This window comes from Virgibacillus sp. NKC19-16 (assembly GCF_021560035.1).
Lineage (GTDB): Bacteria > Bacillota > Bacilli > Bacillales > Amphibacillaceae > Virgibacillus_L > Virgibacillus_L salidurans.
Window position 1 is genome coordinate 1,656,111 of sequence record NZ_CP074373.1, and the last position, 25,434, is coordinate 1,681,544.

24 protein-coding genes are annotated in these 25,434 nt (G+C 38.3%); 20 read left to right on the forward strand and 4 right to left on the reverse strand.

All coding sequences use genetic code 11. From position 1 onward, the window contains the following. The first annotated feature begins 101 nt into the window (after positions 1 to 101). On the forward strand, positions 102 to 953 hold the full coding sequence (locus KFZ58_RS08535) for a DegV family protein (RefSeq protein WP_235794375.1): 852 nt from the start codon (positions 102 to 104) through the stop codon (positions 951 to 953). Positions 954 to 1,032: 79 nt separating this feature from the next. Here the strand turns inward: KFZ58_RS08535 and KFZ58_RS08540 are convergent, their stop codons facing one another. Next, on the reverse strand, positions 1,033 to 1,797 hold the full coding sequence (locus KFZ58_RS08540; protein WP_235794376.1) for a class I SAM-dependent methyltransferase: 765 nt from the start codon (positions 1,795 to 1,797) through the stop codon (positions 1,033 to 1,035). Between the two features lie 113 nt (positions 1,798 to 1,910). Between KFZ58_RS08540 and KFZ58_RS08545 the strand changes: the two genes are divergently transcribed. Then, on the forward strand, positions 1,911 to 2,771 hold the full coding sequence (locus tag KFZ58_RS08545; RefSeq protein WP_235794377.1) for a LysR family transcriptional regulator: 861 nt from the start codon (positions 1,911 to 1,913) through the stop codon (positions 2,769 to 2,771). A gap of 62 nt (positions 2,772 to 2,833) precedes the next feature. Beyond that, positions 2,834 to 3,253: an organic hydroperoxide resistance protein gene (locus tag KFZ58_RS08550; RefSeq protein WP_235794378.1), complete on the forward strand. Its 420-nt coding sequence runs from the start codon at positions 2,834 to 2,836 to the stop codon at positions 3,251 to 3,253. A gap of 54 nt (positions 3,254 to 3,307) precedes the next feature. On the opposite strand, the gene KFZ58_RS08555 is transcribed toward KFZ58_RS08550, so the two are convergent. After that, positions 3,308 to 5,017 carry an Rqc2 family fibronectin-binding protein gene (locus KFZ58_RS08555; protein ID WP_235794381.1) on the reverse strand — a complete coding sequence of 570 codons (1,710 nt, stop codon included), beginning with the start codon at positions 5,015 to 5,017 and terminating at the stop codon, positions 3,308 to 3,310. 121 nt (positions 5,018 to 5,138) lie between these two features. On the opposite strand from KFZ58_RS08555, the gene KFZ58_RS08560 reads away from it, so the two are divergent. From KFZ58_RS08560 to spoVM, 15 genes are all read left to right on the forward strand, one after another. After that, the gene (locus KFZ58_RS08560; RefSeq protein WP_235794382.1) at positions 5,139 to 7,793 is read left to right on the forward strand and encodes a cation-translocating P-type ATPase; all 2,655 of its coding nucleotides are present in this window, start codon (positions 5,139 to 5,141) and stop codon (positions 7,791 to 7,793) included. A gap of 92 nt (positions 7,794 to 7,885) precedes the next feature. Further along, positions 7,886 to 8,764 carry a YicC/YloC family endoribonuclease gene (locus KFZ58_RS08565; protein WP_235794383.1) on the forward strand — a complete coding sequence of 293 codons (879 nt, stop codon included), beginning with the start codon at positions 7,886 to 7,888 and terminating at the stop codon, positions 8,762 to 8,764. Between the two features lie 61 nt (positions 8,765 to 8,825). Continuing rightward, positions 8,826 to 9,086, forward strand: a complete 261-nt coding sequence (remA, locus tag KFZ58_RS08570; RefSeq protein ID WP_235794384.1) for an extracellular matrix/biofilm regulator RemA — start codon at positions 8,826 to 8,828, stop codon at positions 9,084 to 9,086. A gap of 27 nt (positions 9,087 to 9,113) precedes the next feature. Continuing rightward, positions 9,114 to 9,734: a guanylate kinase gene (gmk, locus tag KFZ58_RS08575; protein ID WP_235794385.1), complete on the forward strand. Its 621-nt coding sequence runs from the start codon at positions 9,114 to 9,116 to the stop codon at positions 9,732 to 9,734. After that, on the forward strand, positions 9,731 to 9,931 hold the full coding sequence (gene rpoZ / locus KFZ58_RS08580; RefSeq protein WP_235794388.1) for a DNA-directed RNA polymerase subunit omega: 201 nt from the start codon (positions 9,731 to 9,733) through the stop codon (positions 9,929 to 9,931). Before gmk ends, rpoZ begins: the two co-directional genes overlap by 4 nt. Positions 9,932 to 10,044: 113 nt before the next feature. Next, the gene (gene coaBC / locus KFZ58_RS08585) at positions 10,045 to 11,253 is read left to right on the forward strand and encodes a bifunctional phosphopantothenoylcysteine decarboxylase/phosphopantothenate--cysteine ligase CoaBC (protein WP_235794390.1); all 1,209 of its coding nucleotides are present in this window, start codon (positions 10,045 to 10,047) and stop codon (positions 11,251 to 11,253) included. Beyond that, on the forward strand, positions 11,250 to 13,658 hold the full coding sequence (gene priA / locus KFZ58_RS08590; protein ID WP_235794391.1) for a primosomal protein N': 2,409 nt from the start codon (positions 11,250 to 11,252) through the stop codon (positions 13,656 to 13,658). The genes coaBC and priA overlap by 4 nt, the downstream gene beginning before the upstream one ends. Before the next feature lie 19 nt (positions 13,659 to 13,677). Then, a complete protein-coding gene (gene fmt / locus KFZ58_RS08595) occupies positions 13,678 to 14,616 on the forward strand; it encodes a methionyl-tRNA formyltransferase (protein ID WP_235794392.1) in 939 nt (312 codons plus the stop codon). 1 nt (position 14,617) lies between these two features. Then, on the forward strand, positions 14,618 to 15,967 hold the full coding sequence (gene rsmB, locus KFZ58_RS08600; protein ID WP_235794393.1) for a 16S rRNA (cytosine(967)-C(5))-methyltransferase RsmB: 1,350 nt from the start codon (positions 14,618 to 14,620) through the stop codon (positions 15,965 to 15,967). 88 nt (positions 15,968 to 16,055) lie between these two features. Continuing rightward, positions 16,056 to 16,817 carry a Stp1/IreP family PP2C-type Ser/Thr phosphatase gene (locus KFZ58_RS08605; RefSeq protein ID WP_235794394.1) on the forward strand — a complete coding sequence of 254 codons (762 nt, stop codon included), beginning with the start codon at positions 16,056 to 16,058 and terminating at the stop codon, positions 16,815 to 16,817. Beyond that, complete coding sequence (pknB, locus tag KFZ58_RS08610) at positions 16,811 to 18,847, forward strand: Stk1 family PASTA domain-containing Ser/Thr kinase (protein ID WP_235794395.1); 2,037 nt, start codon at positions 16,811 to 16,813, stop codon at positions 18,845 to 18,847. The genes KFZ58_RS08605 and pknB overlap by 7 nt, the downstream gene beginning before the upstream one ends. Then, positions 18,848 to 19,729, forward strand: a complete 882-nt coding sequence (gene rsgA, locus KFZ58_RS08615; RefSeq protein ID WP_235794396.1) for a ribosome small subunit-dependent GTPase A — start codon at positions 18,848 to 18,850, stop codon at positions 19,727 to 19,729. 2 nt (positions 19,730 to 19,731) lie between these two features. Further along, positions 19,732 to 20,391, forward strand: a complete 660-nt coding sequence (gene rpe / locus KFZ58_RS08620) for a ribulose-phosphate 3-epimerase (protein ID WP_235794397.1) — start codon at positions 19,732 to 19,734, stop codon at positions 20,389 to 20,391. 5 nt (positions 20,392 to 20,396) lie between these two features. Further along, complete coding sequence (locus KFZ58_RS08625; protein ID WP_235794398.1) at positions 20,397 to 21,053, forward strand: thiamine diphosphokinase; 657 nt, start codon at positions 20,397 to 20,399, stop codon at positions 21,051 to 21,053. Positions 21,054 to 21,074: 21 nt separating this feature from the next. After that, positions 21,075 to 21,158 carry a stage V sporulation protein SpoVM gene (spoVM, locus tag KFZ58_RS08630; protein WP_209461542.1) on the forward strand — a complete coding sequence of 28 codons (84 nt, stop codon included), beginning with the start codon at positions 21,075 to 21,077 and terminating at the stop codon, positions 21,156 to 21,158. Positions 21,159 to 21,332: 174 nt separating this feature from the next. Here spoVM and rpmB read toward each other — a convergent pair whose 3' ends face one another. After that, positions 21,333 to 21,521, reverse strand: a complete 189-nt coding sequence (rpmB, locus tag KFZ58_RS08635; protein ID WP_072886868.1) for a 50S ribosomal protein L28 — start codon at positions 21,519 to 21,521, stop codon at positions 21,333 to 21,335. A 495-nt stretch (positions 21,522 to 22,016) separates the two neighbouring features. On the opposite strand from rpmB, the gene KFZ58_RS08640 reads away from it, so the two are divergent. Continuing rightward, complete coding sequence (locus KFZ58_RS08640) at positions 22,017 to 22,379, forward strand: Asp23/Gls24 family envelope stress response protein (RefSeq protein WP_235794399.1); 363 nt, start codon at positions 22,017 to 22,019, stop codon at positions 22,377 to 22,379. 37 nt (positions 22,380 to 22,416) lie between these two features. Further along, positions 22,417 to 24,078 (forward strand): DAK2 domain-containing protein, encoded by a 1,662-nt coding sequence (locus KFZ58_RS08645; RefSeq protein ID WP_235794400.1) that lies wholly within the window; start codon positions 22,417 to 22,419, stop codon positions 24,076 to 24,078. A 42-nt stretch (positions 24,079 to 24,120) separates the two neighbouring features. On the opposite strand, the gene KFZ58_RS08650 is transcribed toward KFZ58_RS08645, so the two are convergent. After that, a complete protein-coding gene (locus KFZ58_RS08650; protein WP_235794401.1) occupies positions 24,121 to 25,404 on the reverse strand; it encodes an NCS2 family permease in 1,284 nt (427 codons plus the stop codon). Between the last annotated feature and the right edge of the window lie 30 nt (positions 25,405 to 25,434).

Here is a 25,434-nt window from a genome sequence, read left to right on the forward strand (position 1 = left end):
TTTGCATGTATAACTTTCCCTTTTAATACTGTATAGTTAAAGTTGAACATATAATACAGCACGAACAGCAAAGGCTTTGTTATTATAAAGGGGGATCTTTTATGAGAAGAATTATTTTATCGACAGAAAGTGGAGCAGATTTACCTGAGGATTTGGCGACTAAACATGGTGTTCAAGTGGTTGCGATGCATGTCATCATGGATGGACGGGATTATTTAGATGGCGCGTTACCCGTAGAGGATATTTTTGACTATTATGAGCGAACAAAGAAAATACCTTCCACTACATCCACTAATTCCAATGAATACCATGATTTTTTTACGAAGATAAGAGAGGATTTCCCTGATTGTATCATTGTTCACATTGGCTATACGTCAAAGGCATCTTCTTCTTTCCAAAATGCGGTGATCGCCTCAGAGAATTTTGAGGATCTCTTTCTCATTGATGCTTTGAACGTAACAGGTGGATTAGCTGCTATTGTTATGTATGCTGTTAACTTGTTAGAGAAAGAACCTGCGATTGAACCTGTTCGTTTAATAGAAAAAATTGAAGCAATCATTCCTAAATCAAGGCTGGCTTTTGTCCCCGGCAGTTTAGAATTTTTAAAAGCAGGTGGACGAGTAAGCAATGTCGCTTATCTCGGAGGGGCTTTATTAAAATTAAAACCACGCATTGAGTTAGTTGAGGGAAAACTTGTTTCAACTAAAAAATATCGTGGCAAAATGAGTATTGTCACAGAAAACCTTATGCAAGATTATTTAAATCAATATAACATTGATAGAGAGCAACTTTACTTTCAATATTCAATAGGACTAGATGCAAGTATCAAGCAGCGGATGGATGAAATCGCTAAAGAAAATGGATTCGAAAATGTAACATGGATTCAAGCTGGTGCGATGATTTCCACGCACGCTGGACCTGGGGGCTTTGGAATAGCGGGATTAGAAGTTTAATGGAACGTATGGTGACAGGTTCTCTGTCCCCGGCTGGATTGTGATAGGCTTTAAAAAAGAAATGATCCAATAATAGGGATCATTTCTTTTTACATAGAACTATCCATTCATCAATTGTAAAAGATTGAATCATTTCATCAGCGATCTCTATTTGATAATAATGTTGTAATTCCTCAGGTGCATTTATTATAAAACTGCTTACTTGATCCATGGATTCTTTTGTATCCATTGTCCTGTTTATCCACGCTTCATATGGTAATGTTTTTTTCCTTAGCTGTTGATCCACAATGGATAAATTATTTTGACTGATAAGCTGTTTCCACTCAGAAATTTTCAAAGAGCGGACATGGCTGTAATCACGCATTTTTTCTAAGCTATTATAGAAGACATCATATTCCGGTTTCTCAGAAGCAACATTATCTATTAACAAAAAATCACCATTAGGCTTTAGAACCCGGTGCACTTCACTGATAAATTTTTCAGGATTAGGAAAATGATGTGCTGCAATTCGACATGTGGCAATATCAAAGGCATTATCCAGAAATGGTAAGTCTTCTGCATCTGCAACTACATAGTCTATATTTGTAAAAGAAGTTAAATGCAAAGCTGTATTCTCTAACATTTCCCTGGTTATATCAGTGGCAATTACGCTGTCTACATAGGGTGAAAGTTGTTTTGCCACATGACCTCCACCTGTCGCTATATCAATAATAGTCATGTTGGGTTGTGGCTTCAACCACTTCGTTATTAAAGGTAGGTCACTGCCGGTAGAATGGGTACTACTTGTAACATAGGCATCTTTATTTTTTGAAAATACATGTTGAACATATTCTTTTTCCTTCATTAAGCCACCTCTTTCCATTTATCTTTATCATATGCTCGCCAGTGAAATAAGTATAATATTAGTTTATAATCAAAAGTGATAAACATAAATTATCAACCGAGGAGAAGAATTAAATGAAGATCGATGATTATGCATTATTAATAAAATTAAATGAGATAGGAACCATTCGTGGCACGGCCAAAGACATATTGATTTCACAGCCTGCGGTAACTCAACGACTCAAATATATTGAAGAATACTTTGGACAAATCATTTTTATTCGTACACCAAAACGATTAGTGTTAACACCCGGTGGAGAAATGATCATTAACCACGCCGTCTCCGTTATTGAACAGGAAAAGACAATTAAAAATAAGCTTGCAGCGTCAAGTGATGAAGTTCAGGGGACCTTATCAATTGCTTGTTCATCTCTTATTAGCCAACGTTTTTTACCGGCAATTCTCGGTGAGTTCAATAATGCCTTTCCGAAAGTAGCTATTGACCTTGTAACAGGAATTAGTGAAGACATTAAACGTAATCATAAAAACTATCATGCGTGTATTATTCGAGGTGAAAAATTGAAAGAAAGTACGTGTAAACGTTTATTTGATGATCCGTTATATATTTTTGATACAGAACCTTTCCCGACAAATAAAATGAAAGAGCGCCCCTTAATTTCGTTTAGCAGTGACGATAGCCTGCACGAGCTTGTGGATAATTGGCTATACCATCATCAGGATGAAATTAAGCCGGTGAAAACCATTACAGTTGATCAGATTGAAACATGTAAGCAATTTATGAAACAAGGGCTGGGGATGGCGGTATTACCTGAAAGTGTTTCAGACTCTATGAAAGAAGAATATCCGCATATTTCACTGAAGCTTAACGGGAAACAAATGACAAGAGATACATGGGTTTGTTACCAGGAGGGCGCTCGGAAATTGCCTCAGGTTGATCGGTTTATACATGCATTAACTAAAAAAACATTCCTTTAGATGTTTAATACATCCCCTATTGAGGAATATATAAATATACGTAGTTAAAAGGAGTGTTACTAATGAGTGAAGTAATATTTACATCAAGTGCAACAGCAAAAAATGGTAGAGATGGCCACGTGAAGTCAGATGATGGGTTAATCGATCTAAATCTTGTGAATCCCGCTAGTAATAAAGATGATAAAGGATCTAACCCGGAACAGCTTTTTGCGGCTGGATATGCAGCTTGCTATGACGGTGCATTGAATTTAGTAGCAAAACAGAAAAAGAAAGAAATTAAGTCTGAAACAAACGCAGAAGTAAGTTTTATGAAAGATGAGGCAGATGGCGGAAATAAAATAGGCGTTACACTCAATATTAATATAGAAGGCGCAAGCCCTGAAGAAGCAGAAGAGTTAGCGGAATCTGCACATCAGGTTTGCCCATATTCTAAAGCAACAAGAGGCAATGTCGAAGTGAAATTAAATCCAAAAGCTGTTTAAGCTAATAAAGGCGTCCCGAAATAGCGGGGCGCCTTCGTTATTCTTAAGTCACGATTACTTTTTCTTTAACGCTTCAATCGTCTTTTGATGTGGTGTGACAAACAGCGTTTTCTGATTTTCATATGTTACATATCCAGGTTTTGTCCCATTTGGTTTTTTCACATTGCGTATTTTCGTATAATCTACAGGTACGGAGGAAGAGTTTTGAGATTTACTGAAATAGGCTGCTATTTGTGCTGCCTCAGTAAGCGTATCCTCACTGGGATTGCTGGAACGGATAATGACATGTGAGCCTGGTATATTCTTCGTATGAAGCCAAATATCATCTCTGTTTGCCAGCTTACTCGTTACATACTCATTTTGTTTATTATTTTTGCCGACAAGAATTACGGTTCCGTCTGTTGCCAAGTATTCTTCCGGTACCGGTTTTTTCGGTTTATTCTTATGCTTCTTATGCTTTGTTTGTTTCTTTAAATAACCTTCTTCACGTAGTTCATCACGAATTTCTTCTATATCTGCAACACTGGCAACATCAATTTGCTGCAGGAGTTGCTCCAGATAATCAATTTCCTTATTTGTTTTAATCATTTCTTTTTCAATTACTTGTTTCGATTTTTTTAGTTTTTGGTATGTTTTAAAATAGGATTGTGCATTTTCACTCGGTGTTTTCGTTGGATTTAACTCTATTGCTATTTCGTTTTGCTCTGGGTCGTAATAGTCCGTCACTGAGATGCTTTCATCACCTTGTGCTACCAAATGCATGTGTGCAGTTAACAGTTCTCCCAGTTTTTGATAACGCTCTGCGCTTTTTGCCTTTTTAATCGTTTGTCTATGCTTTTTCATTTTTCGATTATTTTTATCTTTTTCATTTTTTATAAATCGATATAAATCTTTTGCCTGTTGCTTGACGCGATCTCGTTCCGCTTTTCCTGAATAAAATGCATCGAGCATCTTATTCGTTGATGTAAAGCTTTCCTTCTCACCTTCAAAGGACGTTAGGGGAAGTACGTGAAAGTCTTCTTTTTTATTCCGGTAGATAGCAGGAGTGTAACTATTGTTTTGTATTTTTTCTTGAATCTCCACGAATTTCTCCATGTATTTATTTCTGGCTCCTAAGTTTGCACGACTGATAATTTCTCTGGCAATAACCGGTGAGAAACCTACTAACTCATGAACGATTTGTGTATCCAGTTTACCCGCATTGAAATCAAGTCGTTTCATAAATTGTTCCCCATTGATATTTAATGGATTCACCTTATCTTGCATGGGAGGAAGCTTATATTTTTGTCCTGGTTGAATGATTCGATGGCGGTTTTGTGCCATGGAAACATGCTTCAAGCTATCTATAATATGGCCTTTTTCCTTATCAACTAACATAACATTACTATGTTTTCCCATTAATTCCATAATAAGGGTTTTGTGGTTAATATCTCCAATTTCATTTCTGGTTTTAATGGAAAAAGTTATAATGCGCTCCATTCCATATTGCTGGATTTCTTCTATGACTGCACCAGATAGATGTTTCCTAAGAATCATACAAAACATTGGTGGTTCTTTTGGATTGGTATACGTGTCGTCTGTTATATGAAGACGCGCATATGTCGGATGGATGGAAAATAACAATGTCTGATTTTTCCCGTTGCTCCGAATGGTGAAAACAAGTTCTGTATTTGTAGGCTGATAAATTTTCGTGATTTTTCCTGGAATGATTTCTTCTTTTAATTCTTCTGTTACTGCTCGTGTAACAATACCGTCAAATGGCATACGATCACCTCTTAGGTAATTATAGCATTTTTTGGGACAGGTCTGCATAAATATCCATTAGTAGGTTGTAATTAATTCAGGTTAAGCATTGCATGTTGTAACGAATTTGGAGGAATGCAGTATGAGATGGTATCAATTAGATGTAGATCGTGTTGAACAGAAGTTACATGTAACGTCGAATAGAGGACTCACCTCTAAGCAAGTTGAACAACGACGTAAGCAATATGGGGCGAATATCTTAGAGGGGCAGAAAAACACACCCAGGTGGTTACTCTTTTTAAAACAATTTCAAGATTTTATGGTATTGGTATTACTTGCAGCGACATTAATAGCTGGTTTACTTGGCGAATATATTGATGCAATTGCTATTATGGTAATCGTGCTGGTAAACGGGTGTATAGGCTATTTTCAGGAGCAAAAGGCTGAGAAATCCCTTGATAAATTAAAAGAATTATCGGCACCCATGGCAAATGTCTTGCGAAATGAAAATTGGGAAAAAGTGAACTCTAGGGATGTTGTTGTAGGGGATGTCGTAAAAATTAACAGTGGTGATCGCGTCCCAGCAGACATTCGAATTGTAAAGTCAAATAGTATGGAAACAGAGGAATCAGCACTGACCGGCGAATCACTTCCTGTTGTGAAGCATGCTACTGCTATTGATAGCAACAGCCTTGAAGCACAGGATCAAGTTAACATGGGATTTATGGGTACACTGGTCACGAGGGGATTTGGCGTCGGCATCGTTGTCGGAACCGGTATGAATACAGTAATGGGCCAGATTGCTTCCTTAATGGTTAGCACGAAGAAAATGAGCACACCACTAGAAAATAAGCTAGCTGAACTTGGGAAAATTTTAATTGTTGTCGCTCTTGTGTTAACAGCATTAGTTGTTGGAGTTGGGGTAGTCCAAGGACATCCAGTTTATAACATGTTTTTAGCTGGTGTTTCCTTAGCAGTTGCTGCTATTCCGGAGGGCTTGCCGGCAATCGTTACAGTAGCCTTGTCACTAGGCGTGCAGCGCATGATTAAGAAGCATGCGATTGTACGAAAATTATCTGCGGTGGAAACACTAGGTTCGGCTTCAGTTATTGCCTCAGATAAAACAGGAACCATGACAGAAAATCAAATGACGGTAAAGGAAGTCTATTTAAATGGCAGGCATATATATGTAACTGGTGATGGCTATGATATACAAGGAGATTATTTTTTAGAAAAGAATAAAATTGATAATAATTTTCCTAATTTGGAGGCAATGCTCCAATATGGAACGCTTTGTAATAACGCCACATTACAAGTAAAAAAAGGAAAATACAAAATAGACGGGGACCCAACAGATGGCGCACTTTTAATAGCTGCCAGAAAAATGGACTTGAACTTGTCGCTTAGTGAGAAGTACCGTATCGTTAAAGAGATACCCTTCGATTCAGACAGAAAGCGAATGAGTGTCATTGTAGAAGATGAAAATAATATGCGTTTTTTAATAACAAAAGGGGCACCTGATGTCTTGCTTCCAAGATCCGCATTCTATTTGGATGAAAGCGGGAGAAAGGTTTTAAACAAGACAGCCAAAAGCAATATCGACCAGGCTGTAGATCAGATGGCTGAAAAAGCTCTACGAACAATAGCAATTGGGATGAAGCCTATTTCTAAGGATGAGTCACTAAATACAGCGTTCATTGAAGATGATCTAACATTTATCGGCTTGTATGGAATGATTGACCCACCAAGAAAAGAAGTGAAATCAGCAATTGAAGAATGTAGACAAGCTGGAATAAAAACAGTAATGATTACAGGGGACCACGTAAAAACAGCCAGTGCCATTGCCCAAAAACTTAATTTGCTCCCAGAACATGGTCGGGTATTGGAAGGACATCAATTAAATCAGCTATCCGTCTCTGAACTTGAAGATGTCATTGATGATACTTTTGTATTTGCCAGAGTTACACCGGAACATAAATTGAAAATTGTTAAAGCATTCCAAGAAAAAGGACATATTGTTGCAATGACAGGGGATGGGGTAAATGATGCGCCGGCGATCAAAGCTAGTGATATTGGTATTAGCATGGGAATGAGCGGTACAGATGTAACAAAAGAAGCTTCCTCCTTAGTCCTGATGGATGATAATTTTGCAACAATTAAATCGGCGATTCAAGAAGGGCGAAATATTTATGAAAATATACGGAAATTTATCAGGTATTTATTAGCATCAAATGTTGGTGAAATATTGGTTATGTTATTTGCAATGCTGTTGGCACTCCCTCTTCCACTTGTACCTGTACAAATACTCTGGGTTAATTTAGTAACAGATGGACTTCCGGCAATGGCGTTAGGAATGGATAAATCGGAAGGGGATGTGATGAAACGAGGGCCAAGAAATCCTCGGGAAGGAATTTTTTCCCGAGGCCTGGGCTATAAAATCATTAGCCGGGGTATTATGATCGGTCTCGTAACATTAATTGCTTTCATGCTGACATATCAGAACAATCCGGATAACCTGATTTACGGGCAAACGGTAGCTTTTACAACATTGGTAATGGCCCAGTTGATTCATGTGTTTGATTGTCGTAGCGAGAATTCGGTATTCTCCAGAAATCCTTTTGGAAATATTTACTTGGTGCTAGCAGTGTTATCTTCCCTATTGTTATTACTTGTTGTCATTTACTGGGAGCCGCTGCAACCAATTTTCCATACAACATTTTTAAGCTTAAGAGATTGGTTGTTTATTCTCGTATTAAGTGCGATACCTACTGTTCTATTTGGTTATACAAAAAAATAATAATGTATACCCGGATTGTGATAAAAAATCACAATTCGGGTTTTCATTTTTTATGAATCAACGTTATAATAATTGTAATGGATGTGGTAATTATGGCAATGAGTATGACCGGATATGGAACTAGTACTTCCCATTTAGAAAATACTATGTTAACGGTTGAAATCCGCAGTGTGAATCATCGCTATCTGGATTTTACTGCAAAAATCCCTCGTTTCTTTTTATTTTTAGAGGATAAAATAAAAAAAATAATACAATCTTATTTCGGGCGTGGAAGAATAGAAGTGTATATCAGTATTGAAGGGGAAAGCTTCGTTAAAAAAACAGTGAAAACAGACTGGGATCTAATGGATCAATACATGGATCAGTTAGGTAAGGCGAAAAGCCGTTATCATTTAATAGGGGATATTCCTGCTGAGATCTTGGCTGCAATTCCGGAGTTAATTACAATCCGGGAAGCAGAGGAGTATCCGGATGGATTAAAAGACGCTATCTTGACATGTACAAAAGAGGCATGTGAACAAGTTCGGGTCATGAGACAAGAAGAAGGTGTGTTTTTAAGTAACGATTTGGAAGAAAGATTAAATACAATTTATAATATCGTCTCGTTATTACAAACAAACCGCATTCGGGTAATGGAGGAATACAGAGAGCGAATTCAAAAACGCATCAGAGATCATTTAGACGATAATACAGTTGATCAGGCAAGAGTATATCAGGAAATTGTACTTCTTGCAGAGAAAGGTGACATAACAGAAGAGGTTGTACGCCTCTTAGCTCATATTGAGCATTTCAGGGGAACACTAAATACTGCAGAACCAATTGGGAGAACATTGGACTTTATTACACAAGAAATGCATCGGGAAGCTAATACAATTGGTTCCAAATCTACAGATACTGAAATTAGTGCATATACGGTATCATTAAAGAGAGAAATCGAGAAAATGAAAGAACAACTACAAAATATTGAATAGCCTGTGTTAGATATGTATGATAGAATGAAATTTAGGTTTAGGTTGTTAAGGGGGAGCAAATTTGAGTTTACGATTAATTAATATTGGATTTGGCAATGTTGTGTCTGCGAATCGAGTGATATCGATTGTTTCGCCGGAATCAGCGCCAATTAAACGAATTGTTACAATAGCTAGAGATAATAATAAATTAGTTGATGCAACATATGGGAGACGTACACGTGCAGTCATCGTAACAGACAGTGATCACGTCGTCTTATCTGCTGTACAGCCTGAGACTGTTGGACAGCGCGTATTAAGCCATGAAGAGGATTCAGACGAATAAATCACTCGTCTCTTAGGAGGAAACGTTTTGATTGATGAAAAAGGAATTTTATTTGTTCTTTCCGGACCATCCGGTGTCGGGAAAGGAACAGTAAGGAAAGAGCTGTTTAAATATAAGACTGATTTGAAATATTCCATATCTATGACGACAAGGGATATTAGGGCTGGCGAAACGGATGGTGTTGATTATTTCTATAAAACCAAACAGGAATTTGAAAGTTTGGTCGAACAGAACCAGCTTTTAGAATATGCACAATATGTTAATAATTATTATGGTACTCCACGAGCATATGTAGAAGAAACGCTGGCAAGCGGGCATGACGTGTTTCTGGAAATAGAAGTTCAGGGAGCCCTGCAGGTTAAAGAAAACTTTCCGGAAGGCGTATTTATTTTTCTGTTTCCTCCTAGCCTGGAGGAGTTAAAGAATCGAATCGTTTATCGTGGCACGGAATCAACAGAATTAGTACGTAATCGCCTGAAAGAAGCAAGAAATGAAATTAAATTAATGGACGCCTATGATTATGTAGTTGTGAATGATCAAGTGGATCATGCTGTAGGAAAGATTCAATCGATTATTCAGAGTGAACACTTAAAAAGGGAACGTATCGCAAGGCAGTACAAAAAAATTTTGGAGGATGAGATATCATGATGTTAGAACCCTCAATTGATGCATTGCAGGAAAAGATTAATTCGAAATACACCCTCGTAACGTTAGCAGCGAGACGTGCAAGACAAATAAGTCACACGGATTCATCATTAATCGAGAACCCGAAGTCAAGTAAGTATGTTGGCATAGCACTTGAAGAAATCATCGCTGAAAAACTAACCGTTAAGGAAGATGAATAAACAAATCCCCTCGCTCTTCTAATTGCGAGGGTTTTTTAATTTCTAATGAAGGACGCTCTGCAAAATTTATGTTATAAATAAGGGAGACGATTGATTTGAAAGGGGTATTATAAATGGTAGCAGGTAAAAATGTCCTTTTAGGAGTATCTGGTGGAATTGCAGTATATAAGGCTGTTGCATTAACGAGTAAATTAACCCAACAAGGGGCAAATGTACGCGTGATGATGACACCTAGCTCCACTGAATTTGTTTCCCCATTGACGTTTCAGGCTATATCCAGAAATGCCGTTTATGTAGATACATTCGATGAAAAAGATCCATCTAAAATTGCTCATATTGATGTTGCAGATTGGGCAGATATTGCGATAATTGCTCCGGCAACAGCAAATATTATCGGGAAAATAGCAAATGGAATTGCTGATGATATGCTTTCAACGACATTATTAGCTACAAGTGCTGATGTATATGTTGCACCAGCAATGAATGTACATATGTATGCCCATCCCGCTGTGATCAGTAATATGAAACAACTAGAGGAGTGGGGATATCATTTTATCGAACCAGGAGACGGTTATCTAGCATGTGGCTATGTAGGTAAAGGGCGATTGGAAGAACCGGAGGAGATTATAAGTGTTATTAAAAATCACCAGTCCATCGATTTGACCCTTAAAGATAAAAGAGTATTAATCTCAGCAGGTCCTACACGTGAACAAATAGATCCTGTCCGATTTTTTACAAATAGATCTTCAGGAAAAATGGGATTTGCTTTGGCTGAAGCGGCTGCTAAACGTGGAGCGGATGTAACGCTTGTAGCCGGACCAACCGAGATAGAAGCTTCACAGAATACGATAAAACGGGTGGATGTTACAACTGCTGAAGAAATGTATGATGCAATGCATGAGCACTTTCCTGAAAGCGACATCGTCATTAAAGCTGCAGCGGTTGCAGATTATCGTCCAAAGCTCATTGCTCATGAAAAAATGAAAAAGCAGGAGGATGATTTGCATATCGAAATGGAACGAACCAAAGATATCCTTCAGTCACTTGGAGGAATAAAGACCGATCAGTATTTAGTAGGTTTTGCAGCTGAAACATCAACACCCTTGGAATATGGCTTGCAAAAATTAAAGAAAAAGAATCTGGATGGAATTGTCATTAACAATGTTTCCACAGAGGGAGCTGGCTTTGGCGGGGATACAAATATTGTAACTTACGTGAATAAGCATCAAAGGAAGGAAGAAATAGCGTTGGCTAGTAAGCAGGAAATTGCTGAAGAAATCTTAACCTTTATCGATCAAGATATGAAGGATGAAGCACAGTGAATATAGCCAAAGTTATTGTCGATGTTCCTGCTAGTTCCATTAACCAGGCATTCGACTATCTCATCCCGGAAAAATTTCAGGATATACTTAACATAGGAATGCGTGTCGTTGTTCCATTCGGCCCCAGAAAAGTAATGGGCTTTGTTGTTGGAAAAGTTTCCGAGTCGTCGTTTGATAAATTAAAGGAAATCACAGACGTACTGGATTTAATACCTGCATTGACGCCAGAACTATTGGATCTGGGGCGCTGGATAGCAAATCAAACGCTAAGTCTTTATATCACGTCACTACAAGCGATGTTGCCCCAGGTATTAAAGGCACAATATAAAAAAGAAATCACAAGGCTGACTCGGTGGGCATTACCAAAAGATTTGGAGAGTCTTTTTGCAGGGCGGGATGTAATTGCCTACGAAGAACTGGAAGCATCTACCATTCGTTATAATCAAGTACAAAAAGCAATGCAAGATGGCGACATTTCTATTGAGTATCTTGTCAAATCAAAAATAACAAAAAAACAGGTAACTATGATTAAGCCTGCACGTGAGGCTTACTTATTAGAAGAAGCTATACAGGATTTATCCAACAAAGCCAAAAAGCAACAGCAAATATTAACATTTTTTATTGATAATCCGGAAGCTATCGAAAAAAGCCTTTTGCTCAAAAAGATGAATACTACAAACAGTACTGTAAAGGCTTTGCTGGATAGATCACTCTTAGAGTCATATCAAGCTGAAATATATCGTAATCCATATGACGATGCGAACATTACAAGAACCCAAGCCTTGGAGCTGACTGAAGAACAGCGACAAGCTATTGAACCAATTCAGGAAAATATAGCAAGAGGCGAGCATAATGTGTTTCTCCTGCATGGGGTAACAGGTAGTGGAAAGACGGAAATATATTTACAGGCAATCCAGGATGTGATTAATAAAGGAAAGGAAGCCATTGTCCTAGTACCGGAGATTTCACTAACACCCCAAATGGTTAGCCGATTTAAGGGAAGATTTGGTTCCAATGTTGCTGTGATGCATAGTGCATTATCCGCCGGGGAAAAATACGATGAATGGCGACGTATTCAGCGGAAAGAAGTACAGGTTGTTGTCGGGGCAAGATCGGCCATTTATGCACCATTTGAAAATATTGGTATTATTATTATTGATGAGGAACATGAAACGAGCTATAAGCAGGAAGATCAGCCGCGTTATCATGCAAGAGATGTTGCCATCCGCCGGGCCGGGACCCATCAATGTCCTGTCATATTAGGGAGTGCTACCCCTACATTGGAGTCATTTGCTCGCGCGCAAAAAGGGGTCTATAAGTTAGTAACCTTAAGTAAACGAACAAATGAAAAGGCCATGCCCGAAGTTGAAATTGTTGATATGCGTTCAGAACTTCATGCGGGTAATCGAACGATGTTTTCCCGGCGTTTAAAAGAAAGAATCGAACAGCGTATCCAAAAAGGAGAACAAATTGTTTTACTACTAAATAGAAGGGGATATTCGACATTTGTGATGTGCCGGGAATGTGGACATGTTAAAGAATGCCCACATTGCGATATCGCACTTACTTATCATAAAAATACCAATCAGCTTAAATGTCATTATTGTTCCTACGAGGAGCCAATGCCCATGAATTGTCCGGAGTGCAGTAGTGATTTAATTCGATATTTTGGTACAGGAACACAGAAAGTGGAAGAAGCGTTAACACAAGTCATTCCTGAAGCCAGTGTTATTCGAATGGACGTCGATACAACACGCAGAAAAGGCTCCCATGAAAAAATCTTGCGTCAATTTATAAACAAAGAAGCAGATATATTACTTGGAACCCAAATGATCGCAAAAGGGTTGGATTTTGAAAATGTTTCCTTAGTTGGGGTATTAACAGCTGACTCCATGTTACATTTGCCGGATTTTCGTTCTTCTGAGAAGACATTCCAATTATTGACACAAGTAAGCGGCCGGGCAGGCAGGCATGAATTAACCGGTGAAGTCATTGTCCAAACGTACACACCGGATCATTATAGTATTGAACTTGCTAGCATCTATGATTTTAAGGAATTTTATAAAAAAGAAATGGGTGTAAGAAAAACTTTTCAATACCCGCCATATGTTTTTTTAGCACTACTTACCATCTCACATCAAAATAAAGTAAAGGCAGCACAGACAACACAAAAAATTGTCCAAATGCTCCTGAAAAGAGTTAAGAATGATACGGTGATTCTCGGCCCCACGCCGTCAGCGATACCCCGTATAAAAGATAGATATCGATATCAATGCATGGTAAAATATAGAAATGAGCCTCAGTTACGTCATTATATAAATAAAATCCTTGAGCAATTTACTGAAGAAATGCGTAAAGAGGATTTGCTTATTACAGTAGACATGCAGCCATATCATTTAATGTAATGGAAAGAAGGTTTTTGTCTTGAAGAGAATTGTTTTTATGGGAACACCGGATTTTTCGGTACCTATTTTAGATTCATTGGTGAAGTCGGAATATGAGGTGGTGCTCGTTGTTTCTCAGCCAGATAGACCAAAAGGAAGGAAGAAGGTTATTAGCCCTCCCCCGGTAAAAGTAGAAGCGGAAAAACACAACATTCCCGTATTTCAACCAGAAAAATTAAAACATAATTATGAAGAAATTTTAACGTATAAGCCTGATGTAATTATTACAGCAGCCTATGGACAAATACTGCCGAATGCATTGCTTGAGACGCCTGTTTATGGATGCATAAATGTTCATGCTTCTCTTCTCCCTGAATTACGTGGGGGAGCACCAGTTCATTATGCCATTCTACAAGGAAAAAAGGAAACAGGCATAAGCCTTATGTATATGGCAGAGAAGCTGGATGCCGGTGATATTTTAGTGCAAAAAAAGGTTCAGATTGACGATGAAGATCATGTTGGAAGTCTCCACGAGAAACTTTCAAATGCGGGTGCAAACTTACTAATCGAAAGCTTACCTGAAATTTTCACGGACAGTATGAAGCCAATCAAGCAGGATGAATCAAAAGCAACCTTTGCAATGAATATTAAACGCGAACAGGAAAAAGTCGATTGGACAAAGAGCAATCTGGAAATCTATAATCATATAAGAGGCCTGCATCCCTGGCCTGTCGCATTTACGACATATTTTGGAAAAATTATGAAGCTTTGGTGGGGCGAAATGGATAATGAAAAATATGAGGGCATGCCAGGTGAAATTGTCCGAAAAGATAATAACGCATTTACTGTTATTTGCGGGGATCAAAGAGGAGTGCGAATTACAGAAATCCAACCCGCCGGAAAAAAGCGGATGACTGTTGCTGATTACCTGCAAGGCTCTGCTGATCGGATAAAAATAGGCACGCTAATGGGAGATTAATATGAGTAGCTATCAATTAAGAATGACAATCCTGGATTTATTGCTACGTGTAGAAAAAGATAATGGATTCAGTCATTTACTTATCGATCATGAATTAAAATCCGGGAAAATAGAGCCACAGGATGAAAGGTTATTAACAGAAATTTTTTACGGTACGATACAACGAAAATTCACCTTAGACTATTATTTGGAAAGCTTCGTGGATTCAAAGAAAAAGCTTGAGCCATGGGTAAGAGTACTACTAAGAATGTCTGTTTATCAAATGAGCTTTTTGGATAGAATACCGGATCATGCAATCATCCATGAAGCTGTGGAAATTGCAAAACAACGAGGCCATAAAGGTATTGCTTCCTTTGTAAACGGAGTGCTTCGGAATATTCAACGAAAAGGAGTTCCTGATACTGCTTCTATCGCAAATGATACGAAAAAGCTTGCGGTTGAAACAAGTCATCCGGAGTGGATGGTTGAGCGCTGGACCTCTTTTTATGGTTATCAAACGACTCGTGAAATGTGTGAGGCGAATTTAACTCGAAAATACAGCTCTGTTCGTATCCAGCCCTTAAGAATAACGCGTGATGAAGCAATGAAAATATTGAATGATCAAGGATTTCAAACAAGGCCTTCTATGTTTTCTGGTCAAGGCATCATCATTGATGAGGGAAATATTTTAAAAACGGATTTATTTAAAGAAGGTTATATTACCGTGCAGGATCAAAGCTCCATGCTTGTGGCCGAAATGCTTAATGCTTCATCAGGTATGCATGTCCTGGACGGGTGCAGTGCCCCTGGCGGGAAAGCTACCCACATTGCTGAAATAATGCAAGATCAAGGAATGATTCATGCTTATGACCTTCATCAAAAGAAAGTGAAACAAATTGATAAAAGAGCTTCCGAACTAAAGCTATCCATTATTGATGCAAAAACGGGTGATGCAAGAAAACTGCAGGCAGAACATGAAAAGGAGACTTTTGACAGAATTTTAATTGACGCTCCCTGCTCCGGATTGGGTGTTATCAGAGGGAAACCGGAGATAAAATACGATAAACAAGAAGTGGACATCAGTAGATTGGCAACCATTCAGTTAAACATATTGGAGAGTGTCTCCCCTTTATTGAAAAAACGAGGCATATTAATTTACAGCACGTGTACAGTGGATGTAGAAGAAAACCAAGATGTAGTAAGCAAGTTTTTAAAAAGAAATACGGATTATATAATTGATACAGATTTCTTTGAAGAATTACCAGAAGATGTACAGGGTTCACAAGGAATTACGGAATACGGTTTACAATTATTTCCACAAACCTTTCAAACAGATGGGTTCTTTATTACCAGATTAAAAAAAGTTAAATAAAAAATTAAATATTTATGTTCTTTTATGTCCAGATTTGTGTAATACTTTATATATACTATGTGTTGTTCTTTTACAAAGGGGTGATAGGATGAAGGGACAATTTCTGACTGATCGAGGCAAGGTTAGAAACTATAATGAAGATGCTGGGGGCGTATTTTATAATTCATTTGGACAGTTATTAGCTATTATTGCTGATGGGATGGGTGGTCACCAAGCGGGAGATGTTGCGAGTCAAATGGCGATATCTTTAATAGAGGAAAAATGGGAGAATGGCCATCAATTAGATTCAGCAGAGGAAGCAGAACAATGGATCTCCCAAGCTATAATAGAGGTAAATGAATCCATTTATACACATGCACTTCAAAAGACGGAATATGAAGGAATGGGAACAACTGTTGTAGCATCCATTTGTACAGATGAATTTATTACAATTTCGCATATTGGGGACAGTCGGTGTTATCTGTTTAGTGAAAGTGTTCTTAACCAAATCACAGAGGATCATTCATTGGTTAATGAACTTGTTCGTTCAGGGCAAATCTCCAAAGACGATGCAGAACAACATCCAAGAAAAAATGTGCTTCTGCGAGCTCTTGGAACAGAAGAAAATGCAATTGCTGAGACACAATCTATTGAGTGGGTCTTTGGGGACAAATTACTACTTTGCTCTGACGGATTAACAAATAAGGTTTCAGATGAGGAACTCGCTTCATTTATGAATTCAAGCAGTGATATAAAAGAGACAGGAAAACAAATGGTAGAGCTGGCAAATGAACGGGGAGGAGAAGATAATATTTCACTCCTTATCGTATGTCACGATCCTGCTTTGAAAGAAGGTGAAACTTCATGCTGAACGGCCGCCTGTTAAATGATCGCTATCAAATTAAAGAAACAATTGGCGGAGGCGGCATGGCAAATGTTTATTTAGCGAGAGACACGATTTTAAATCGCGATGTCGCCATTAAGGTACTAAGATTGGAATATGCCAATGACGAAGAATTTATCGCACGATTTGACCGGGAAGCACAATCAGCCACAAGTCTTTCTCACCCCAATATCGTAAATATTTATGATGTAGGTGAAGAAGACCAAATTTTATATATGGTAATGGAATATGTGGATGGGATGACTCTTAAGGAATACATACAAACGCATGGCCCTATAGACGTCCAAGAAGCCTTGGATATTATGAAGCAATTAACTTCTGCAATTGCACATGCACATGCTAATGATATTGTGCATAGAGACATAAAACCGCAAAATATTTTAATTGATACATATGGACAGGCTAAAGTAACTGATTTCGGAATTGCCATCGCATTAAGCGCAACATCTTTAACACAAACGAATTCCATTTTAGGGTCTGTTCATTATTTATCACCGGAACAGGCAAGGGGCGGCACGGCAACGAAGAAGTCAGACGTTTATTCGATTGGAATTGTTCTTTTTGAGCTTTTAACAGGAAGGCTGCCATTTTCCGGCCAATCCCCTGTATCGATTGCCTTAAAACATTTACAAAGTGATACGCCATCTGTGAGAAGGTTTAATCAAGATGTCCCCCAAAGCGTTGAGAATATTGTGTTGAAAGCTACTGCTAAAGATCCCTTCCACCGTTACGACACGGTTTATGATGTTGAGGATGCTATAGAAACTGCTTTAGATCCGAGTAAAATAAACGAAGAAGTTTATTCACCACCTGTGGAAGCTGGAGAAGAAACGAAAGCTATTCCAATTATTACAGATAACCAGACAGAACAGAACCCGGATCAGGATACGTTGGTCCATCAAACAACGGGAAGCACAAAAGACTATCCACCTGGTGGAAAAAATAACAAGAAGTCAAAAAAGGATTTAAAAAAGAAAAAGAAAAATAAAAAGCCAAAGAACAAGCGCAAGAAAAAGGGCATAATAATAGGTGTGATCTTATTTATTTTACTTGCGTCTGGAATGGCTGCATTTTTTCTCCTGCAACCTAATGATGTTACTGTACCAAATGTAGGCGAAATGGAATCCGGTGAAGCAGAAGATGAATTGGAAAGTCTTAACCTAATTACGGAACAGGAATTAATTTATTCTGAAGAAATAGAAGAAGGATTTGTAGTAAGAACAGATCCGCAACCCGGAAGAACAGTAAAGGAAGGGTCAATGATAACGCTATTTGTTAGTCAAGGGCAAGAAACGGTAGCTTTTGATGATTATGTTGGAAGGGATTATAGTCAAGTTGAACGAATACTTGAAGAAGATTATGATGAAATAATTACTTATGACACACACTCCGATCGGCCGGTTGGGGAAATCGTAACTCAGATTCAACCAAATCCGGATAGTGAAGTTGTGCCAAGTGAAACCAGCGTTATATTTGAAGTTAGTATTGGCCCGGAATTAGTCAGTTTAAATGATCTAACAGGGATGACAGAAGAGGCGGCAAGTGATTATTTAGACAATCAAAATTTAACCATGAATCAAGTTGAAGAGAATTCTGATAGCACACCAGAAGGAGAAGTTATCCGTCAGGAACCCGAAGCTAACACCGAATTAGAAGAAGGTTCTACGGTAAATGTATATGTGTCATCCGGACCTGAGGAACAGCCCCCTGCCTCTCATTCCATAACCTATACGGTACCATACAGCTCTGATGGTGAGGAAGATGAAGAAGGCGAGGGAAATGAAGAAGAACCGGAACAGCAAACTGTTCGAATCTATATCGATGACATGAACAATGATATAGATGAAGTATATCAAGAAGAGACAATTACCGAGGATACAGAGTATACATTTACATTAACCATCGCCCCAGACACTGATGCTGCATATAGAATTATGCGTGATGATGAGGTACTTACAGAAGAGACAGTTTCGTACGAAGATGAAGAAGGTGAATAAATGGCAGAGGGCAGAATAATAAAGGCTTTAAGTGGATTTTATTATGTAAAAGCAGATGAACGTATATATCAATGCAGAGGGAGAGGTCTTTTTCGTAATAAGAAGATAACACCTCTGGTAGGTGATTTTGTTACCTTTGATATAAGCAATCCTAATGAAGGATATATTATGGAGATTAAGCAAAGGGAAAACGAACTCATACGTCCACCAATAGCAAATATTAATCAGGCTATTATCGTCAGCTCTGCCGTCGAACCTGTTTTTAGTACAGTGTTGCTGGACCAGTTTCTTGTATTGATTGAAGCCAAGGATATCAAGCCAGTCATTTTTATCACGAAAATGGATCTTGCCTCGGAGGCAGAGATATCCAAAATGATAAGCTATCAAAAAGAATATCAGGAAATTGGATATGCCGTAGAATTACTTTCAACAAAGGAACCAGTTCAATTACCCGATTTAGATCATTACTTTAGTCGTAATGTAACTGTTTTTGCCGGGCAGTCAGGTGTGGGAAAATCATCGCTGCTTAATGCGTTAAATCCATCTCTTCTGCTTAAAACTGCCGAGATCTCCAAAAGCCTGGGAAGGGGAAAGCATACGACCAAACATGTAGAACTCCAGCAGGTTCATCACGGGCTTGTAGCAGATACTCCCGGGTTTAGTTCATTGGATTTACGTGAAATAGATTCAGAAGAACTAACAGATTGTTTTCCTGAGATGAGAGAAATCAAAGCAGATTGTAAATTCCGTGGCTGTATGCATAATAAAGAACCAAAGTGTGCGGTAAAGCAGGCTGTAGAACTAGGAGAAATTACAGCATATAGATATAAGAATTATTTGCGTTTTTTAAAAGAAATTCAATCACGAAAGCCGAGGTACTAATAATGACTAAAATTGCACCATCGATATTATCAGCAGACTTTTCAAATCTAGGTAATGAAATTAAAGACGTCGAGCGTGGCGGGGCAGATTATATTCATGTGGATGTAATGGATGGCCACTTTGTTCCAAATATTACAATAGGCCCTTTGGTTGTAGATGCAATAAAGCCAATTACATCACTTCCTTTGGATGTTCACTTAATGATTGAAAATCCGGATGACTATATCGCTATGTTTGCTGCATCAGGTGCTTCTATCATTACCGTGCATCAGGAAGCATGCCCCCACCTGCATCGAACGGTTCAGCAGATTAGAGAGAATGGTGTGAAAGCAGGTGTTGTTATTAATCCTGCAACATCAGCGGAAACCTTACTCCCCATATTACCGGATGTGGATTTAATTTTAATAATGACTGTAAATCCAGGGTATGGCGGCCAGTCATTTATTGATAATACGCTCCAAAAAATAGAACAAGTTGCCACATGGCGAAAAGAAATGAACTTATCTTTTGAAATTGAAGTAGATGGTGGGGTAAATAATCAAACTGCAAAAAAATGTGTAGATGCCGGGGCGGATGTATTGGTTGCTGGGAGTGCTGTATTTAACCACACCGATAGACAGGAAGCAATGAAAAATATTGTAGATGCCGCGGACGGGAAGTAGAACCTATGATATCTGTAGCAATTGTAGGAAATGGTCCTGTAGAGCTACATCCTGATTTCAAGCAGTTTATGAGTGAAGTTGATATCTGGATAGGTGCAGATCGTGGTTCATTAACGTTAACAAAAAATCAGATTCCAATAGAATACGCAGTAGGAGATTTCGATTCCATAAACGAGGAAGAAAAAGGCGCCATTCAAAAAAACACAAATTTTTTTGAAGAATATCCTCCTGAAAAGAATGAAACTGATTTAGAGCTAGCGCTTCGAAAAGGGTATGAATTACACCCGGATAAAATATATTTATTTGGTGTCACCGGTGGCAGGCTTGATCATGAACTGGTAAATATACAACTTCTGCATTCGATTATTACGAAAGGTATTCGAGGCATTATGGTAGATAAATCAAATTTTATAGAATTAACCCTCCCGGGAGAGCACATCGTCCAACATGATGACAATTATCCAACTATCTCTTTTATCCCTTTTACGCAACATGTGCGGGGCTTGAGTTTATCTGAGTTTAAATATTCATTGGTTGATCAAACGATTTCCTGGGGCTCAACACTATGTATTTCAAACAGGCTTCTTTTAAATAATGGTACTTTTTCGTACAAAGAAGGCATATTATTACTAGTAAAGAGTTGTGACATGATTCCAGTGTAGTTTTTAGAGGAGGGCGAACTCATGAAATTTTATACGATTAAACTCCCAAGATTTATTGGCGGATTTGTCAGGGTTTGTATTGGTGCTTTTAAAAAAGATAAATAATGGAGACTAGCTTTTGTCAGGCAGACTTGGCAGAAGCTTATTTTTTGAAACGAAAACAATATTTTCTAGAAAACATTGTTCGTAGAGATACTAAAAAAGCACCGATGTATACGATAGTATCACATCGGTGCTTTTTAGGAATTACGCGTGCTTTCTGTACTTTATTTTAGTATATTATACACGCTCTACTTTACCTGATTTAAGCGCGCGTGCAGAAACATAAACACGTTTAGGTTTGCCGTCTACCATAATACGTACTTTTTGCACATTAGCTTTCCAATTACGCTTGTTGGAATTCATAGCGTGAGAACGTTGGTTTCCACTGCGAGTTTTCCGTCCAGTAACAACACATTTTCTAGCCATGGTATCCCTCCTAATCTAACATATGTCATTTTTATACTTACTTAATTTATCACAAGTCGTAACAGAATGCAATCTTTCACGAGGTATTGTTTGTCTCAGAAAATATTTTTTACCGTGAATTTAAGGTTATCCATATTTTAACGTGATAAAGATAAACAGCTTGACACAATAAACTAAATCGTCCATTGTAATAAGGTATAAAATTTATATAAAGTTAATATCTGCTTTTAAATTTGTTTTTAATGTAGTAGAATATGCTTATAGTGTGTGTTCAAAAAGAAGGGATAAAAAGGACCGCGTCGGTTAAGTTCGCCACGTCCTGTGGCAACACCGACACTAGCACGTCCTGTGCGTCGAAAGTTCGAGGCGGAGAAACAAGCCAACGAGCTTCCACAGGACGTCGGCGATTTTAGCAGAAGGTCTCCTGCGAAGTGTCATTTTTACCGGACTTTTCGAACATCCTCTTATATGAGCGGTTGGTTAAGGAGGATTAATATGTCTATAGAACTTAATACAAATGATGGTCACGTAACAATCACAAATGAGGTTATTGCCACAATTGCAGGTGGCGCTGCAGTAGAATGTTATGGCATTGTAGGCATGGCTTCTAAAAGCCAAATTAGAGACGGGATTGCTGAAATGCTTAGAAGGGAAAACTTCTCCAGGGGTGTTGTTGTACGCCAGGAAGATAGTCACTTGCATATTGATATGTACATTATCGTAAGCTACGGAACGAAGATCTCTGAAGTGGCGCACAATGTCCAATCACAAGTTAAATACACATTAAACCAATCATTGGGATTGTCCATTGATTCAGTAAATATATATATTCAAGGAGTCCGTGTAGCGATGGACTAAACCTTGCTTATTTGTTTTTTTTAGAGGAGGAAGTATAGTGACGGTACAAAAGTTGGATGGCGTTACTTTTGCGCAAATGGTACAATCTGGAGCATACCATTTAGCAGACAATGCCAAAAAAATAGATGCATTGAATGTATTTCCAGTACCAGATGGTGATACTGGAACAAATATGAATTTATCGATGACTTCCGGAGCGAGCGAAGTTAAGGAACTGGACAGTAATGATGTCTCTGAAGTGGCGAATGCTTTTGCTAAAGGGTTATTAATGGGAGCCAGAGGGAACTCCGGTGTTATTCTATCGCAGATTTTCCGTGGTTTTTCAAAAGGAATGGATAAAAAACAAACCCTTACAGCCGGAGATTTAGCAAATGCTTTTGATAGTGGTGTTGCAACAGCATATAAAGCTGTTATGAAACCAGTAGAAGGAACCATTTTAACGGTTGCAAAAGATGCTGCAAAAGAAGCTGTCAAACAAGCAAAAAAGGAAACCGATGTAATCGCTTTAATGGAACATGTAATAACGGAAGCGAAAGCATCATTGAAACGTACACCTGATTTATTACCCGTTTTAAAAGAAGTCGGTGTTGTTGATTCAGGTGGACAAGGCCTGGTTACAATTTATGAAGGCTTTTTAGCTGCGTTAAAAGGAGAAGAACTTCCGGAAAATGACTCTGATATAGATATGGATGATATGGTAAATGCAGAACATCATAAAATCACACAGGATTTCATGGATACAGCTGATATTGAATTTGGTTATTGCACGGAATTCATGGTTAAATTTGAAAAGGAGAAAATAGCTAAAAATCCTTTTAATGAAGAAGATTTTCGGAATGAGTTAAGTGAACATGGTGATTCCTTATTGGTTGTTTCCGATGATGATATTGTAAAAGTTCATGTACATGCGGAATATCCAGGAACGGTTATGACACTTGGTCAGCGATATGGTAGTTTGATTAATATGAAAATAGAAAACATGCGTGAACAGCATACGGCTCTTGTAGGAGATAAAAGTAATAAAGAAACACCCAAAGAAAAAACGGAATATGCGATTGTGACTGTTGCTATAGGAAGTGGTTTAAAAACGTTGCTGGAAAGTCTTGGTGCTTCTGTTGTGATTGAAGGTGGACAAACAATGAATCCCAGCACACAGGACATTACCGATGCTATTAAACAAGCCAATGCAAATAACATTTTAATTTTACCAAATAACAAAAACATTATTATGGCAGCAGATCAAGCTGCAAAATTAGCAGAAGAAAATGTAGAAGTTGTGCCAACAAGTACGATTCCACAAGGGATAAGTGCGATGTTAGCATTTCATCCCCAATCTGACATCACGACGAATAAAGAAACAATGGATGAAGCCAGAAAGCTTGTCAAAACCGGACAAGTTACATATGCAGTGCGTGATACGCAGATTGATGGTATGACGATCGAGAATGGTAACTTCATGGGAATAGCGAACGGTAAAATTAAAGCATCACATCAAGATAAAATGGAAGTCGTGAAATTATTAATAAATGAAATGATTTCGGAAGATGATGAGATCCTTACTATCTTACAAGGTGAGGATACAGAGGATAAAGAAGTTGAAACGCTTGTTTCCTACATGAGCGAGGCGTATGAAGATATCGAGGTTGAAGTTCATAAGGGGAACCAGCCGGTGTATTCTTATATACTGTCCGTGGAGTAAAGCAAAAGATAAAAAACTCGCCTTGTAAAAAAGGCGAGTTTTTTATATCCCAATGACTTTCATTATGAAATCTAACAGGAAAAGGAATGAAATAATAAGTAAAGCTACCGATAATTCTTTTTGCTTTCCCTGTGCCAATTTTACGATTGGATATGCAATAAATCCAAATGCCATCCCATCAGCAATACTATATGTGAATGGAATCATAACAATGATTAAAAGTGCTGGCATAGCTTCAGCCAAATTGTCTAATGGAATCTGACGAATATTTTGAGCCATGATCATCCCAACAAGGATTAAAATAGGGCTAATAGCGGTATCAGGAATCATCGTTATCCATGGAATGATAAAAAGGGTCCCCAGGAACAGCAGGCTTGCTGTTATAGCTGCTTTGCCCGTTTTTCCGCCTGATGCGATTACGGCGGCATTTTCAGCCGACGAAACAGTAGGAGATGTACCAAAGAAGGCACATGTCAACGTTGAAAAGGCTGTTGCCTGATAGGCCTTACTGTAGCTTTCTTCTCGATCCAGCATATCAAGCTGTCCATTAATTAAGCCCATATTCTCGAAAATGAGGACCATCGCCAGTGGGAACACTGCCAACCAAAATGATAGCTCTCCAATCGCAGAAAATGAAGGAATAAAGAGTAATTGTTGCTCATTTAATGCTACAGCGCTTCCCTCCGAAGTATCAATAACACCGAAGAAATAGGCGAGGATAGTTCCACATATTATTGTAATCAAAAAATTGGCAGGGATATTTTTTACAAATAAAAATATCGCCAAGAATAATGTTAATAAGCTAACGATTACAGGTGGTGATGTAAAGTCTCCAATTGCAACTACACTATTATCTCCATTTACAACAAGACCGCTTTTCTCCAAGCCGATTAAAATAAGGAATAAGCCTAAACCTGCCGTAATGCCATGTTTTAATGATCCAGGTACAGCTTCTTTTAATAAAAGCCCTAACTTCGTAAAAGCTGTGATTAAAAAGATGAGAGCAGCTAATAATACGGCTGCTAGACCCTCCTGGAATGTAAGCCCAGTTCCTTCCACAATGGAATAGGCGAATAGGGCGTTTATTCCCATGCCGGGAATAAGTATTAACGGTAATTTGGCAAATAAACCCATCAATAATGTCCCAACGAAACTAGCCAGAATAGTGGCAATCATACCGCTTTCTAAAGAAATCCCGGTTTCACTAAGTATAGATCCATTGACAACCACAATGTATACAGTTGTCAGATAACCGGTTAATCCTGCAAGAAATTGAGTGCGGAAATTTCGCTCATGTGGCAATTTTGACTCCTGTTTATAAGGCATAAATTTCCCTCATAATTAAACTGTCCCTCT